Annotated in this window: 12 protein-coding genes; 5 read left to right on the top strand and 7 right to left on the bottom strand. The window is 42.0% G+C overall.

Annotated elements, in window-relative coordinates; genetic code table 11:
* Nucleotides 1-329 precede the first annotated feature (329 nt).
* A complete protein-coding gene (locus tag GJB62_RS27050) occupies nt 330-1,469 on the top strand; it encodes a hybrid sensor histidine kinase/response regulator (RefSeq protein ID WP_114085536.1) in 1,140 nt (379 codons plus the stop codon).
* Between the two features lie 194 nt (nt 1,470-1,663).
* The gene (locus GJB62_RS27045) at nt 1,664-3,046 is read left to right on the top strand and encodes an aldehyde dehydrogenase (protein WP_114085537.1); all 1,383 of its coding nucleotides are present in this window, start codon (nt 1,664-1,666) and stop codon (nt 3,044-3,046) included.
* A 75-nt stretch (nt 3,047-3,121) separates the two neighbouring features.
* Here GJB62_RS27045 and GJB62_RS27040 read toward each other — a convergent pair whose 3' ends face one another.
* From GJB62_RS27040 to GJB62_RS27030, 3 genes are all read right to left on the bottom strand, one after another.
* Complete coding sequence (locus GJB62_RS27040; protein ID WP_114085538.1) at nt 3,122-3,727, bottom strand: sulfite oxidase-like oxidoreductase; 606 nt, start codon at nt 3,725-3,727, stop codon at nt 3,122-3,124.
* 275 nt (nt 3,728-4,002) lie between these two features.
* Nucleotides 4,003-4,176 (bottom strand): 50S ribosomal protein L32, encoded by a 174-nt coding sequence (gene rpmF / locus GJB62_RS27035; protein ID WP_012407602.1) that lies wholly within the window; start codon nt 4,174-4,176, stop codon nt 4,003-4,005.
* Between the two features lie 152 nt (nt 4,177-4,328).
* Nucleotides 4,329-4,811, bottom strand: a complete 483-nt coding sequence (locus GJB62_RS27030) for a hypothetical protein (RefSeq protein ID WP_114085539.1) — start codon at nt 4,809-4,811, stop codon at nt 4,329-4,331.
* 200 nt (nt 4,812-5,011) lie between these two features.
* Between GJB62_RS27030 and GJB62_RS27025 the strand changes: the two genes are divergently transcribed.
* Nucleotides 5,012-6,892 (top strand): caspase family protein, encoded by a 1,881-nt coding sequence (locus tag GJB62_RS27025; RefSeq protein ID WP_114085540.1) that lies wholly within the window; start codon nt 5,012-5,014, stop codon nt 6,890-6,892.
* 130 nt (nt 6,893-7,022) lie between these two features.
* Here the strand turns inward: GJB62_RS27025 and GJB62_RS27020 are convergent, their stop codons facing one another.
* From GJB62_RS27020 to GJB62_RS27005, 4 genes are all read right to left on the bottom strand, one after another.
* A complete protein-coding gene (locus tag GJB62_RS27020) occupies nt 7,023-7,400 on the bottom strand; it encodes a Mo-dependent nitrogenase C-terminal domain-containing protein (protein WP_114085541.1) in 378 nt (125 codons plus the stop codon).
* A gap of 754 nt (nt 7,401-8,154) precedes the next feature.
* Nucleotides 8,155-9,924 carry a ribonuclease J gene (locus GJB62_RS27015; RefSeq protein ID WP_114085542.1) on the bottom strand — a complete coding sequence of 590 codons (1,770 nt, stop codon included), beginning with the start codon at nt 9,922-9,924 and terminating at the stop codon, nt 8,155-8,157.
* 280 nt (nt 9,925-10,204) lie between these two features.
* Nucleotides 10,205-11,089, bottom strand: a complete 885-nt coding sequence (gene dapA / locus GJB62_RS27010; protein ID WP_114085543.1) for a 4-hydroxy-tetrahydrodipicolinate synthase — start codon at nt 11,087-11,089, stop codon at nt 10,205-10,207.
* Nucleotides 11,090-11,215: 126 nt separating this feature from the next.
* The gene (locus GJB62_RS27005; protein ID WP_114085544.1) at nt 11,216-12,253 is read right to left on the bottom strand and encodes an aspartate-semialdehyde dehydrogenase; all 1,038 of its coding nucleotides are present in this window, start codon (nt 12,251-12,253) and stop codon (nt 11,216-11,218) included.
* Nucleotides 12,254-13,138: 885 nt separating this feature from the next.
* On the opposite strand from GJB62_RS27005, the gene tig reads away from it, so the two are divergent.
* Both tig and clpP read left to right on the top strand, forming a co-directional pair.
* Nucleotides 13,139-14,575, top strand: coding sequence for a trigger factor (gene tig, locus GJB62_RS27000; RefSeq protein WP_114085545.1), 1,437 nt, complete (start codon nt 13,139-13,141; stop codon nt 14,573-14,575).
* A 310-nt stretch (nt 14,576-14,885) separates the two neighbouring features.
* Nucleotides 14,886-15,584 (top strand): ATP-dependent Clp endopeptidase proteolytic subunit ClpP, encoded by a 699-nt coding sequence (gene clpP / locus GJB62_RS26995; RefSeq protein ID WP_114085546.1) that lies wholly within the window; start codon nt 14,886-14,888, stop codon nt 15,582-15,584.
* Nucleotides 15,585-15,587: the final 3 nt, after the last annotated feature.

Below are 15,587 nucleotides of genomic sequence, written 5' to 3'. Positions count from 1 at the left end.
TATAGCGTTTTGTAGGGTTACAACAATTGTTGTAACCCTAATTTATTTATGTATAAAAAAATATTATTGCAGGGAGGTATCCTAAGTATTATATGTTACTTTTTCAGAGTTTTAGGGAACTCTATTACTAGAAATTACGAGCCATAATTCAATTAGTTTGTAGCTATCTGCTAAAAAGGTAAGTAAAGTAGTTTTTAAAACACATTTATATAAATTTATTAGTAAGCAATTTTCTTTGGAGGAAGTTTACTTAAGAGAACTATCTAAAAAACTATACCAATAAACCAGTTTCCCTAAAAATTTGCTTTTATCCCGTACCCTGCATCTATATGACTTCACAATCTTCTCGTTCTGGCAAAATTCTGGTAGTTGATGACTCTCCTGATAACGTGTTTTTGATCAAAACTATCTTGGAGGAAGAAGGTTACACGATTAGCACCGCAGAAAATGGGATTTCGGCTTTAGCAGAATTGAAAGCTTCTCCTTGTGACTTGGTTCTGCTGGATCTGATGATGCCAGATATGGATGGGTACGAAGTCACCAAGCACATTCGCGGTGATATGAAACTGCCGCAATATATCCCCATACTGCTGATTACTGCCCACGATGCACCCAACGTTGCTCACGGATTAGACTTGGGTGCTGATGATTTTATCCGTAAACCTGTAACTGTAGATGAATTGCTGGCACGAGTGCGATCGCTCCTACGTTTGAAGCATAGTATGGATGAACGTGATGAAATTGCCCGCCAGCGAGAAGATTTTGTCTCTCGTCTCACCCACGATTTACGCACTCCCTTAGTGGCGGCCGATCGCATGTTGATGCTATTTCAGCAAGGTGCATTGGGAACATTATCACCACAAATGCAGGAAGTAATCACCATTATGGCCCGTAGTAATATCAACCTGCTTACTATGGTCAATACCTTATTGGAAGTTTATCGCTTTGAAGCAGGTCGCAAAAGTTTGGCATTTCAACCAGTTAATTTGGGACGTTTGCTAGAAGAGGTGACTGGAGAATTAGCACCACTAGCTCAAGCTAAAACACTGTCGCTAAATTTGGATTTTACTGAAGAGTCAAATACAGTTATGGGCGATCGCTTAGAATTGCATCGTCTATTTACAAACCTGATCGGCAATGCAATCAAATTTACCGACTCCGGGTCTGTGACTATTCGTTTTACTTCTCAACGACAGTTAGACAAAAGTAGCCAATCTCAGTTATCTGGAAAATCCAATCCCGTTGAATATATTAGCATTGCGATCGCGGATACTGGCCCAGGGATTCCCACCGAAGAACAGTCCACCATATTTGAACGATTTCGTCAAGGTAGTCACAAGAGTTCTGGTAGTGGCTTAGGACTCTACCTTGCTCGTCGAATTGTCGAGGCACATCAAGGTATTATTTTGCTGAATTCTGAATTGGGGAAAGGTAGTGTATTTATTGTCCTTTTACCCGCCACAACATGAGAAAATTAGCAATTATAATTTATGAATTACGGGATATTTTATCCTGATATTTCATAAATTATAACTTTACTAATATCTCCCCATAATTCCAAGTAAATATTTTAATTAGAAAGTCAAACGCTAAAAAATGACAAATTAAATATGCTGAGATAGCAACGCCACATTAAAAACATAGTTTTTGAGGATACCCAACAATGATTACCACTGAATTATCTAAGATTGGCGATATTATCCAGAATCAGCGAGAGTTTTTTGAAACTGGTAAAACTAAAGATGTTACTTTTCGCATTGAACAACTTAAAAATCTCAAGCAAGCCATAATTGAGCATGAACAAGCAATAGTCGAGGCATTAAAAGCAGATTTACATAAACCAGAATTGGAGATTTACATTACAGAAATAGGTGTAATTAAGGAAATTGATTATGCTATAAAACATATCAATACCTGGACTAAGCCCAAAAAAGCACCAGTTTCCTTTGATTTTTTTTCCTACTCAGCAAAAATTTATCCAGAACCTTTAGGGGTTGTTTTAATCATTGGCCCTTGGAACTATCCATTTCAGTTAATTATCTCACCGTTAGTAGGTGCGATCGCAGCCGGGAATTGTGCAATTATCAAGCCTTCAGAAATTGCTTCTTATACCTCTGATGTCATTGCTAAGATTATTACCAAACATTTTGACCCAGCTTATATTGCAGTCGTAGAAGGAGATGTGGAAGCAAGTCAAAAACTACTTGCAGAAAAGTTCGATCATATCTTTTTTACTGGTGGCACAGCTATCGGCAAAATTATTATGGCAGCAGCAGCCAAATATCTCACACCAGTGACTTTAGAATTGGGTGGTAAAAGTCCTTGTATAGTAGATACTGATATTAATCTTGAACACACTGTCAGACGAATCACTTGGGGCAAATTTATTAATGCTGGACAAACTTGTATCGCCCCTGACTATCTTTTAGTTAATAAAAAAATCAAAAAAGATTTAATAGATGGGCTGAAAAAATGCCTAAAAGAGTTTTATGGTGATAATCCTGTCAGTAGTCCTGATTATGCCAGGATTATCAGTCAAAAACACTTTGATAGATTGGTTAGTTTTCTCAAAGACGGTGAAGTTATCATCGGTGGAGAAAATCAATCTTCAGAGCGTTATATCGCTCCCACAGTGATTGATAATGTCTCTTCGGAAGATTCTGTAATGCAGGAAGAGATTTTTGGGCCAATTTTACCAATTATTGAATATACTGACGTTGCCGAAGCGATCGCATTGATTAACTCTAAACCTAAACCTCTGGCGTTATACTTATTTTCTCAAAACAAAAATCTGCAAAAGCGAGTTTTACAGGAAACTTCATCTGGTGGGGTCTGCATCAATGACACAGTGATGCAGGTTGGTGTCTCGTCTTTACCATTTGGTGGTGTAGGAGATAGCGGCATTGGCAACTATCACGGCAAAGCTAGTTTTGACACTTTTTCCCATAACAAAAGTGTATTGCAAAACTCCTTCTGGCTCGATTTAAAATGGCGATACGCTCCTTATGAGGGCAAATTACCACTCATAAAGAAACTTTTGGGTTAAAAAAATTAGGAGTTAAGGATAAAAATCCACAACTCCTAATTATGCCAATTTTGGATTAAAGAAGAAATTTAAAATCTAAAATCCAAAAGCGTTGCTGTAACGCTCCTCAGCCCAAGGTTCACCACGGCGATGGTAGCCATTGCGCTCCCAAAAACCAAGTTCTTCACCAGCTAAAAACTCTAAACCATTAATCCACTTAGCACTTTTCCAAGCGTAGAGGTGGGGAACAACTAGCCGCATCGGGCCACCGTGTTCAGATGGAAGGTCTTCACCAAAGACTTTAAAGGCAAAGAAGTTTTCTTCCCGGATGAAATCTTCTACAGAAATATTTGTAGTGTAGCCGCCGTAGCAGTGTTCCATAATGTGGGCTACTTTTGGATCTAGCTCAATCAGATCCATGAAATCTGTAACTTTAATGCCAGTCCATTTGACATCAAGCTTAGACCAGCGCGTTACGCAGTGGAAGTCTGCCGTAAATTCGTGTTGAGGTAGCGCCATAAAGTCTGACCAGCTAAAGGTAGCAGGTTTTGCCAAACCCCAAACTCGAAACTCCCATTCCTCAATGCTGACTTGAGGAGTTGCGCCGTAAGTTAGTACGGGGAAACCTTTAGCTAAGTGTTGACCAGGAGGAACCCGTTCCCCCTCTTCTTTCCCTGGTTTTTGAAAAAATTTTCCTAGCATAGTTGGAGAAAAATAAGTTTTCTCAAGGTGTTTACAAGCTTTCTTGCTGAATTGCCAACACTACCAGATGTTTTACTTTTATATGATTTGATTATCACTCATCAGTGATAGGTAATGGGTAATGGATGTTCCCAATTACTCACTACCAATTTTTATCGAGCTAATGAGCTTGTGTAGAGTCTTTATGATTCAAAATGCAATCAGGAAAGCTAATAAAAAGCGTTGATCCAGTAGTAAGAATATTGGTGCTGTTTATGCTTTGCCTGACTGGGAAATTATGATTCTTCTTCCTCTTCTTCAGCCGTTGGATACACAAATGTAGAACGTCCAGTCAAAATTGACTTACCCAGAGAGAGGGCTTTCTGAGCTTCGACGACGGCTTTGTGCCTCCAGGTAGCTCGACGTTTATCTCGTTTTGATTTGGAAGTTTTCTTCTTAGGAACAGCCATGTCAGCAGATATCGCGATTCTTGACAACCTTCTTATTCTAGGCCATCCACTGACGCGAAGAACAACAGGTAAGTTGAGATTGAAGTAGGACACAGAAATAGAGGGAATTTTAAGTATTCCACTCTTTACGTCTCCGTGTCTAACTCAATCCTTCATTTTTTGCTTGATACACCGTTAGCTGCTGTAGAGCTATTGTCAAAGAAAAGTAGCGATCGCGCAGTTTTGAAGTAAGTAGCCCAGTTTTGGGCATCGGGACGCGATCGCCATTGGGGACGACTCACATCTAATGCCAGAACTGGTGCGATCGCTCCAAAATTTTGTACGGATACAATGATTGAAACATCTGTCACCAAGATATCTTGGTCGAAGCTCCTTTGGGCGGCTGCTCTAGCGGCCGCTTCCGCTCTCCGTAGAACGGTTTCATAGTTTTCTTCCGGCAGGCGGTCAATAGCTAGATCGACTCTCGCGGTGTAAGCTCGTACAACCTGGGGCGCGATCGCTTCTGTCAAAAACCACGCAGGAACAGTGGATATGAGCAAAATTAATAAAGGAACTATCCGGATTCTTCTGGCAATTTGGCTAATAACTGAAAAGGGAGTGATCGATGATGGTAGGTGAGCAGCAATCTTGCTCATGACCTTCTATCTCCTTAGTGATGATCTGTTATTGAAATTAGGTAAAAGGTATTTTCCGACTAGCTAACGTAATAAAAATTACATTCTAACTTAAGATTCGATGAGAATCACCTAGACTATAAGACATAGGTTAGCTTTGTTTTTTTGGCAAAGCCAACCGCAATTTTAAGACCAGCAAACAATAACTGACAAAGAGCGGGATGGCAAATTACTGGGCGATCGCGATTGGCATCAATCACTATCAGTTATTTCAACCTTTAAGTTGTGCCCAAGCCGATGCTGAAGCACTAGAGGATTTTTTGGTGACAGAGGCAGGCTTTCTCCCCAAACATTGCCTGCTAATGACGGATACTTCGCCGCCAATTGGAGATCGATCAACTTATCCAACTAAAGAGAATATTCTGCTGCTGCTTGAGGATTTGGCAGCTACAAGTTGGCAACCGGAAGACTATCTGTGGTTATTCTTTAGCGGTTATGGAGTCAATTACAAGGGCAAAGATTACTTAATGCCAGCAGAGGGCAACCCCGAACTCGTGCAAGAGACTGGCATCGAATTGCGATCGCTAATGCAAAGTCTCCAACTTGCTGACTTGAATGTATTGCTACTACTCGATATCAACCGCGCTTTTGGCACTCAAGCGGATGCTCCCGTTGGTGAAGAAACAATAGAACTAGCCCAAGAACTACAACTAGCGACAATTCTTTCTTGTCAACCAGAACAATTTTCCCACGAAAGTAGCGAATTAGGTCACGGATTCTTTACAGCAGCTTTATTAGAAGCTTTGCGTTCTGGTAATGGCAGTAACCTGTCAGATTTAGAAAGTTACCTAAGTCTGGTCATGCCAAAATTATGTCACCACCACTGGCGGCCTGTCCAAAACCCTGCAACTATTATCCCATCAAGGGCGCAGATAATCTTGCCAGAATTGGCAATAGAAAATGGCTTTGAAGCAAATCCGGTGATTTATCCCGAAGAATCTTTTGCTGTTGCTCTTGCAGCCCCTCCCCTTGACGATTACCCCAGAACTTCAGCACAACGGGGTAGATGGGGAGAAGCTACTGTGAACTCTTCTCAGCAGGTGAAGGCTTATAAGGTTGAGAAGCCTAAAGCTCAACCAGTCCAGGAGTCAGCTACTAGCTTAGTTTCCCAGCCAATGGCGGAAACTTCTTTAGGAGCGAATCCCAAGGGAAGATTTATCCCCAATTCCTCCAAAGGTTACGTCTCTCGATTGCCATCAAATCAGCCAAGTCTCCCTTTTTGGAAACAGTTTATCTTGTGGGGCGGAGGCAGCTTGCTAGTAGCAGGTTTAATTGCCGTAGTTTTTCTTCGCAATCAAGAAACTTTTAGAATTAAGCAAATATCAACTGCATCGCCTAGTGCTACTGCTAGCGATCGCCAGATTATCGAGAACTTACCAAGTGATAGTACTTCAGTAGTTAGACTTAACAATCAATCTAGCGCCCAAATCATCTCTAGTTCCGAGTCGAAAAAGCGGAATCAAGCAGTATTAGACTTGGCGAAAATGTCGCTCAGACAAACTCAGGCTAGTGATTTGAGTATGGCGATCGCTACAGCCCGGAAAATTAAACCTGGTGAACCACTGTACGAACAAGCGCAAGAGAATATTAAGATTTGGAGCCGAATGATTTTAGATTTAGCAGAGGGTCGTGCTAAACAAAGACAATATGCTAGCGCTATTGCCGCCGCTCGATTAATTACCAAAGATGAAGCCCCCTACGCCAAAGCACAAGCAGCAATTAACCTGTGGCGGCTAGAGGGTAAGCAGTATGTGAGTAACAAAACTCTTTTAGATGCAGCTAATGCCTTAATTAAGTCTGGACAGGCATCTACCTACAATCGGGCGATCGAAGTTGCCAAAAAAGTACCAGCAGGTCAACCAGGCTTTGATAGTGCCCAAAAGTCGATCAATAAATGGAGTGAGAAAATTTTAGACCTGGCCAAGAGTCGCGCTGCCGAAGGAGATCGTAGTGCCGCAATTGCGACCGCTGCGTTAGTGCCAGAGGAAACAGCCGCTTATGAAGATGCTCAGGATGCCATTCAAAAATGGCAAAAGAAATAGTAAAAAAATAATAAAAAATGGTTAGGAGTTAGGAATTAGGAGTTATATTATTGATCCCCGACCTCTTACTCCTGACTCCGACCTCTTACTCCTGACTCCTAACTTTTTCCTCAGCGTTCATATCTCAGTATTAGCAGTACTGCGATACATCTTCGCCACACTCGTCGGCTAGATAGCACAACGCTCGGAAACGTAAACCAACCACTTCTTCATATAAGGGGTTGAGCTTGCACATGGGTGGGATGTGAAACAAGGTCTTCCCAAATACTTTGACATCGCGCTCAAAGGGGCATTGAGATGGGATCAGTTTGCACAAACGATGAGCTAATTGGCGATCGCGGACTTGAATGTTTTCTACTCGTTGCCGTAGGGGTTGGAGAATATCCCAGTAAGGCTTAGAAGGAGAATGGTTAAGCTGGCTTACTTTATGGTCAGTAGTCTCTGCTTGATTGATTGACACCCAGCTCGCCAGAAAAATCTTTTTCGTGGTATTGTCGAATACCTTCATGGTTAATCCTCTGTGTTATTGAGGTTATTCACCTTTTTGATGAATATATACAACGTGGCAACGAACTTTCCCGGAAAAATCGCGTTCTGACTGCGATATAATGTAATACCTGATTAGCCACTTAAGTCAGAACCTAATTTATTACTACGTCAAGTTAATCGCAAATTTCTGGGGATCGGTAGTGTAATATTACGATCTTGTTCATAACTTGACACAGTTTAAATTCTAATAAAGACATCCATCATTGGATAGGTTTTAGTGTAACATTTACAGAACTTAATATAAGGTCTTTCTAAAAGAATTTTTGCTAAGTATAAACATCGGTAATACCCTAGAAGGCATTTTTCCTCTCTGTGTTCCCACTTTCTCACGTAAGTGTGTCGTATCCATAGCTGGCTGAATGCCTTAAAAGTAGGATTTTTGAGCGAATAGAATCGATTGCATTTCACAAAACTTACGTTGCCAGTGGCAATTTGAGAATCATACAGTCTAACGCATTAAAATCAGGTGAACTTGCTTATGGGTGTTTTTGTACTCTACAGCGCAATCCATCCTGGCAGTACGCTGTACGCACGCCTTCAGTGACAGCAACCTAACAAGTTAGATCGAAGAACTATAGGCAAGCTCTATACCCATGAGAAAAGAAAGCGCAAAGACGTTCAGAAAAATTCTGTGTCTTTGCGCCCATCGAAGTTTGAGCGGTGAAAGCCACTGCTCAAACTTCTCTCTGTATGAGATTTTTACCTTAAATTCTCTATGATGCTACCTGAGCAGCAGTCCGAGTCCGCCGTCTTCTGCCATCGGCAACTTTTACAGGTGGCTCATCAGGGATTTGCATCAACAAAGTCACAGATGGCTGACATTGCAATTCTCGACGGATGGAACGTTGCAATTCTCGTTCTAAAGTTCCTTGCAATCCGCCCCAGTCTATATCTGCTGCTTCACCGCCAGGAGCAAATTCTGTCCAGCGCACAGTGAGGATTTCTTCAATGCGTTGTTTTACCCAGGTTTGTAAGAGCGATCGCTCTACAGTTGTAACTACACCCCGCAGGTGAGTTTCTGGTTTCGCCAACAGTTTACCATTCCAATCAATTGCAGCTGCGATCGTGATAATGCCTTCTGAAGCCATACGTTGCCGTTCTTGTAAAACTTTGGCGCTTACCATACCCGAACTGGTAGTATCCACCAATTCGATACCAGATGGCACTTTACCAGCAACGCGAATAGCATCTTCAGTCAGTTCGACAATATCACCATTTTGAATAATGATCATATTTTCTGCGGGAATACCCATACTCTGAGCCGTTTCTGCGTGCTTCACTAGCATCCGATGTTCGCCGTGAAATGGCACAAAGAATTTGGGTCGAGTTAAGGCAATCATCAGCTTTTGCTCTTCCTGACAGCCGTGACCGGAGACGTGAATCCCTTTATCCCGACCGTAGACTACTTTCGCACCCTGAATCATCAATTTATCAATGGTGTTGACTACTGCGATCGTATTTCCGGGAATGGGGTTAGCAGAGAATACTACTGTATCTCCTTGGCGGATTTTGATGTGAGGATGTTCTTTGTTGGCAATGCGGGTCATTGCTGCCATCGTTTCACCCTGAGAACCTGTAGTTAAGACTAAAACTTTTTCGTCAGGGAGATTACGAACTGCGTGCAATGGTTGCAGCAAATTATCTTCACACTTGATGTAACCTAAATTGCGGGCATGAGCAATCAAGTTCAGCATAGAACGCCCGACAACCGTTACTACACGGTTCTGCTTCTTGGCGATATCCAAAATCATATTGATGCGATGCACGCTAGAAGCAAAGGTCGTGACGAATAATCGCCCAGTGGCTTGACTAAATACTCTCTCTAGGTTTGGATAAACCGAACGTTCTGAAGGTGTAAATCCTGGTATCTCAGCGTTAGTGGAATCACTTAGCAGGCAAAGAACGCCTTTTTCACCATGTTCTGCTAGTCGTTGCAAATCAAACTTTTCACCATCTACTGGGGTATGGTCAATTTTGAAATCCCCTGTGTGAATGACTACACCAAGGGGAGTATGAATGGCAACAGTGAAACTATCAGCGATGGAGTGGGTGTTGCGGATATATTCCACTAAAAAGTTTTTGCCAATCCGCACTACATCACGTGGTAAAACTGTTCTGATTTCTGTGCGATCGCGGACTCCTGCTTCTTCCAATTTACCCTCTAGCATCGCCATTGCTAGCCTAGGGCCATAAATCACGGGGATATCAAACTGCTTGAGATGGAAAGCAATCCCACCGATATGGTCTTCATGACCGTGAGTAACGATCATCCCCTTAATTTTGTGGCGATTTTCCCGTAGATAGGTCGTATCTGGCAAAACAATATTTACTCCATGCATTGCCTCTGTGGGAAAAGCCAATCCTGCATCTAACAAGATAATTTCATCGTCATACTCAAAAAGACAGGTATTTTTCCCAATTTCGTGCAAACCGCCCAAAGGAATAATTTTCAAGGCGGAATTATTAGCTTCGTTTTTAGCCATTTTCTCCTTAGATTGTTACTTGTAGTTAATTAAGTTGATAGTTAACTTTCCTTGTATTTAAGACAACATCATCTGTCTCTTAAGTCAGTCTGAAAGCAATCAAGTTTTAATTGAAATTTTCAATTTTTTATTCAATAAAATCGACTGTACACTTAAGGATTCATAGTATATCTATCAGTCCTAGCACAGGTTTTTAAATTGCAACTTATGAACAATTATGGTCATTGTTTATATCTATCTTTAGAAAGCAGCAGACTACTAACGTTTAACTAGATGGTGGCTAGATTAAACTAAGTTCTTTCAGAACCGCTTCTAACTTTTGACTTACTTCTAAATCAGCTTCACATAGCGGTGGACGAGTTGAACCAACCTCCCAACCTTGGAGTTTCAGCGCTTTTTTCACTGGAATAGGATTTGAAGTGAGAAATAAAGCTTTAAACAACGGGAAGAGTTGCAGATGAATCTCGCTTGCTACCTCAATTTTTCCCGCACTAAAAGCTTGGATCATCTGCTGTAGTTGGTTTCCTACCAGATGAGAAGCCACACTTACCACACCCTTTGCCCCGATCGCTAACAAAGGCAAAGTCATGTAATCATCACCAGAATAGATGTGGAATTCTTTTGGTGTCAAGCGACGAATTTCGCTTGCCTGGTCTATGCTACCAGTGGATTCTTTAATCCCGACAATATTGCTAACCTCAGCTAACCGGGCAACTGTTTCTGGCTGAAGGTTTTGTCCGGTACGACCTGGGACATTGTATAACAACAATGGTAAGTCGGGACAGGCTTGTGCTATTGCCTGAAAGTGCGCTTCCAATCCCGCTTGCGGCGGTTTGTTGTAATAAGGAACAACTTGTAAGGAACCATGTACTCCTATCTTAGACGCTTTTTGGGTGGCAGCGATCGCTTCTTTGGTGGAATTTGAACCACAACCTGCGATCACCTTGGCTTTTCCTGCCACGGACTGCAATACTTCGACAAACAACTGGTATTCCTCATCCCAACTCAAGGTAGGGGATTCTCCTGTTGTGCCGCACATCACCAATGTATCTGTACCGTTGTTAGCTAGATGCACTGCCAGTTCTGCCGCTACACCATAATCTACACTACCGTCTGCTTTAAACGGTGTAATCATAGCGGTTAAAACATTACCAAAATCTCCCACCCTGTTTTCACTCCTGATTGCCCATGTTTTTGTATCTTGGTGGTTTCCTATTGTAATAACCTATCTGCAAATTGCTTTCAAGTGTCATTTGTCATTTGTCCTTTGTCACTTACCAATGACCAATGACTAATGACTAATAGCTAATGGTTTGAGTAGATTTTTTTCTACTAGTAACTCGGCGATTTGTATTGCATTTAATGCTGCGCCTTTGCGGATTTGGTCGCCGCACAACCATAATTCCAAGCCACAAGGATGAGAAATGTCCTGACGGATTCTTCCCACTAAAACTTCATCTCTACCTGTTGCTTCAATTGGCATCGGAAAATGATTAGTTTCCCAATCTTCTACCAATTTCACTCCAGGGGAGGAATTTAAAATTTCTCTGGCTTCCTCAGCACTAAAGGGAGTCTCAAATTCTAAATTAATGGCTTCTGAATGGGCGCGGAGTACGGGAACCCGTATACAGGTCGCAGTGATTCTGATTTGCTGCGTGCCAAATATTTTTCGGGTTTCGTTGACCATTTTCATCTCTTCCTCACAATAACCCAAATCATTTAATGGTGAGTTGTGGGGAAATAAATTAAATGCCAATGGGTAAGGCAATACCTCAGCAACTGGCGGTTGTCCTTGTAGTATAGCGCTTGTTTGGGCTTTGACTTCTGCCATTGCCCTAGCCCCTGCGCCACTAGCAGATTGGTAGGTTGAAGCCACGATACGTTGCACTGGTTTAACTTGGTGCAATGGCCATACTGCCACAGTCATCAAAATCGTTGTGCAGTTAGGGTTAGCAATAATGCCTTGATGATTGGCTGCGGCTTGTGGATTAACTTCTGGTACTATTAGAGGAACTTCTGGGTTCATCCGAAAGGCACTGGAGTTGTCAATTACCACTGCACCCTTTGCCACGGCAACTGCTGCCCAAGTCTTAGATGTGGAACCACCCGCGCTAGCTAGTACTATATCGACATTTTCAAAGGCACGATCGCTCACTGGCTCTACTGGGATATTTTCCCCTTTAAACCGTAGCGATCGCCCAGCACTCCGCTCTGATGCCAATAACTTCAAGTCAGCAATCGGAAAATTACGGCTTTCTAATAATTCCAGCAACTCTGTGCCAACTGCACCAGTAGCTCCCAAAATAGCTAAACGATAGGATTTCGACAAACTTGCTTCCTCCTTTAAGAGACTTATCTGCAATTTTTTGGAACAATTGACAATTTATTTATATTTAAATAGCGAGCGCAGTCTTGAAATGAATTTTGAATAGATTGAGATTTTCTCTAATTTAGTCTATCTTTAGTAGATTTAATAAATTTATTTACTTGGGTTATTTAATAAGTTAAGTGATGTTGCATTTGACAACAACCGCCATCTAACTTTATTCATTTATCTAAAACTATATTATATTATTGTACAACAAAGCGCCATCTAGCAGAAAAATACATATATCTGCACTTAGACATTTGACCTGTAAGGTGAATAAACGTCTTGGCTGTAAAGTGAGTTGCCAGCACGATGAATGTACTATGATGCAAATGGTATAAAATTCGCAACCGATAAAATCGAGCTATGCGGCTAGGCAGCCTGTTTAATCCTGTACCAAAATATAGCTAGACTCAATGCTATAACTTTGAAGTAATAAACTACTGACTGAAAATCAGAATATCACGGTCTTAGCCCACCGAATAATGAATTCTTGACTTTCCAGTGCTAAATTCAGACTAACTGAAAATTACGGACTGGGGAATAAGGATAAAAATCTTCCCAATCCGCAATGATTCAGCGCTTATTACAAATATTAGGCAAGAAACCCCAGACGTTCTTAGCCCTGGGAGTGTCAATAATTGTTATGACGGTAAATTGTCAAGTCCTTGGCCATTGGCAGTAAACTGGATCTCTGTGCCAAGACACACAATCCATCCTTGGATGTCATAAAGCCTTGTGACAAACTCCCCCTCCTCCCTAAGAGACATCAAGCCATAAACGCGAAAAATTATTGCGTCTTGTGTGTACTCGGAGATTAAAATACCAGAAAACTAGAGACGAAGCATGAAAGTTACCCAGGAAAAACTTCCCGCCAGCCAAATTGGCCTGGAAATAGAGATTACGCCGGAAATTACCAAGCAAACTTACGAACAGGTCATTAAAAACTTAGCGAGTACTGCCAATATTCCTGGGTTTCGTAAAGGCAAGGTACCTCGGCCGATATTACTACAAAGGCTGGGTACAACTCGTATCAAGGCAGCAGCGCTGGAAGAACTAATTCAAGACGGCATTGAGCAAGCAGTTAAACAAGAAGCTATCCCGGCAATCGGTCAGCCGCAATTGCGCTCCTCATTTGAGGATTTGATTAATAATTATGAACCTGGAAAACCTCTGACGATTTCGGCCGCTGTCGATGTAGAACCAGAAGTAAATCTAGTGCAGTACACTGATTTGCTTTTCCAAGCCGAAGAAGTCAAGTACGATCCAGAACGAGTGGATAGTACCCTTGAGAAGGAACGTCAAGAATTAGCGACATTAATTCCTGTGGAAGGACGTTCAGCCCAAATCGGTGATATTGCCGTAGTCGATTTTAAAGGCTCATTTGCTAAAGCCGAGGGTGAAGACGAAACAGCCGAACTAGAACCTATTCCGGGAGCCGAAGCAACTGATTTTCAAGTTGAATTGCAGGAAGATAAGTTTATCCCAGGCTTTATATCGGGAATAGTAGGGATGAATCCTGAAGAAACTAGAGAAATCGCGGCTCAGTTCCCAGATCCTTATGCTAATGAGGATTTAGCTGGAAAAGCAGCTACTTTCACAGTGACGCTCAAAGAACTGAAGGAAAAGGAACTACCAGAGATAAATGACGATTTCGCCCAGGAAATCAGCGATTTTGAAACTTTAGAGGAGTTACGCGCTTCTTTGGTAGAGCGATATCAAAAAGAGGCGGATGACAAAACAAAAACAAATAAGCAGGAAGCCTTGTTAACGGAACTGCTCAAGCACGTAGAAGTCGACTTACCACTAACCTTAGTTGAGCAAGAAGTGGATGCAATGCTAACGCAAACAGCAATGCGCCTGTCTCAGCAGGGATTAGATGTGAGGAAGTTGTTTACTCAAGATATTATTCCTCAATTGCGGGAGCGATCGCGTACTGAGGCCATCGAACGCATCAAACGTTCTTTGTCCTTGCGGGAAGTCGGTAAACGCGAATCTATTGAGGTAACACCAGAAGAAATCGCAGCCAGAGTCAAAGAACTTTTGGAACAGTACCCAGAAGAAAAAGAGGTTGATGAAGATAGACTGCGCTCCATCGTGGAAAACGAACTATTAACCGAAAAAACCATCGATTGGCTCTTAGAACATTCCTCAGTTGAACTTGTACCCGAAGGCTCCTTGAGTCCCTCTGAGGAAACGGAAGGCGCAGAATCTGATGCTGATGTATCTCAGACAGAGGAAGAAAACAGCGAACCTTCTACAACAGAAGTCACAGAAGGATAATAAAAAATCCCAAAGCCATAAGTTCACCAGTCCTGAGTTAAAGTACTGGTGAAATGGGTAAGGTAAGGGAACAGGGACAAAAATAACCAATCCCCAATACCCACTGGGATAAAGTCAAAATAATTTAAAGAATTAATGAATTTTTGGCAAATTGTGACACATGTTATGGACTGAGCTTGATACTGTGTTACACGAGAGGAAGTTATATGAGGCATAATGGTTAACACGTAGCTATAAAAATTCGATTCGTCGAAAAGGCAGTATTTGCTGCTGAAACATTTGTCCTAAATTACCGTCATAGAAAGCCTGTATGTTTGTATCGCAGTCGGGAAACTACCCCATCAGCAACCAAAGTCGAATAAACATTAACTCCCAGTTGAACAGCCCTAGCAACATCGTGCCGATGGTGGTAGAACAGTCTGGCATGGGAGAAAGGGCTTTCGACATCTACTCCCGCCTGCTGCGAGAGCGGATTATCTTTTTGGGAACGCCAATAGACGATGCCGTAGCCAACTCAATTGTGGCTCAATTGTTATTCCTAGATTCCGAAGACTCAGAGAAAGACATTCAAATGTATGTCAATTCTCCTGGTGGCTCGGTCTACGCAGGGATGGCAATCTATGATACAATACAGCAAATTCGCCCTGATGTTGTTACCATCTGTTTTGGATTAGCCGCGAGTATGGGGGCATTTTTGTTAACAGCAGGGGCTGCCGGTAAGCGAATGTCTCTGCCTGACTCCCGGATTATGATTCACCAACCACTTGGTGGCGCTCAAGGTCAAGCTATTGACATTGAAATTCAAGCCAGAGAAATTCTTTACGTTAAGGCTAAGTTGAATCAGTTAATGGCTCATCATACTGGTCAACCCTTAGAAAGAATTGAAGCAGATACTGAGCGCGACTTTTTCATGTCGGCAGAAGAGGCGAAAAACTACGGTTTGATTGATCAGGTCATTTCCAGGCAAAATCTTCCCACAGCAGGGGAAAACGTCACCATTCTGAAATAAGAG

Origin of the sequence: Nostoc sp. ATCC 53789 (assembly GCF_009873495.1) — a bacterium.
Lineage (GTDB): Bacteria > Cyanobacteriota > Cyanobacteriia > Cyanobacteriales > Nostocaceae > Nostoc > Nostoc muscorum_A.
This window is presented reverse-complemented; position numbering and strand designations above follow the sequence as displayed.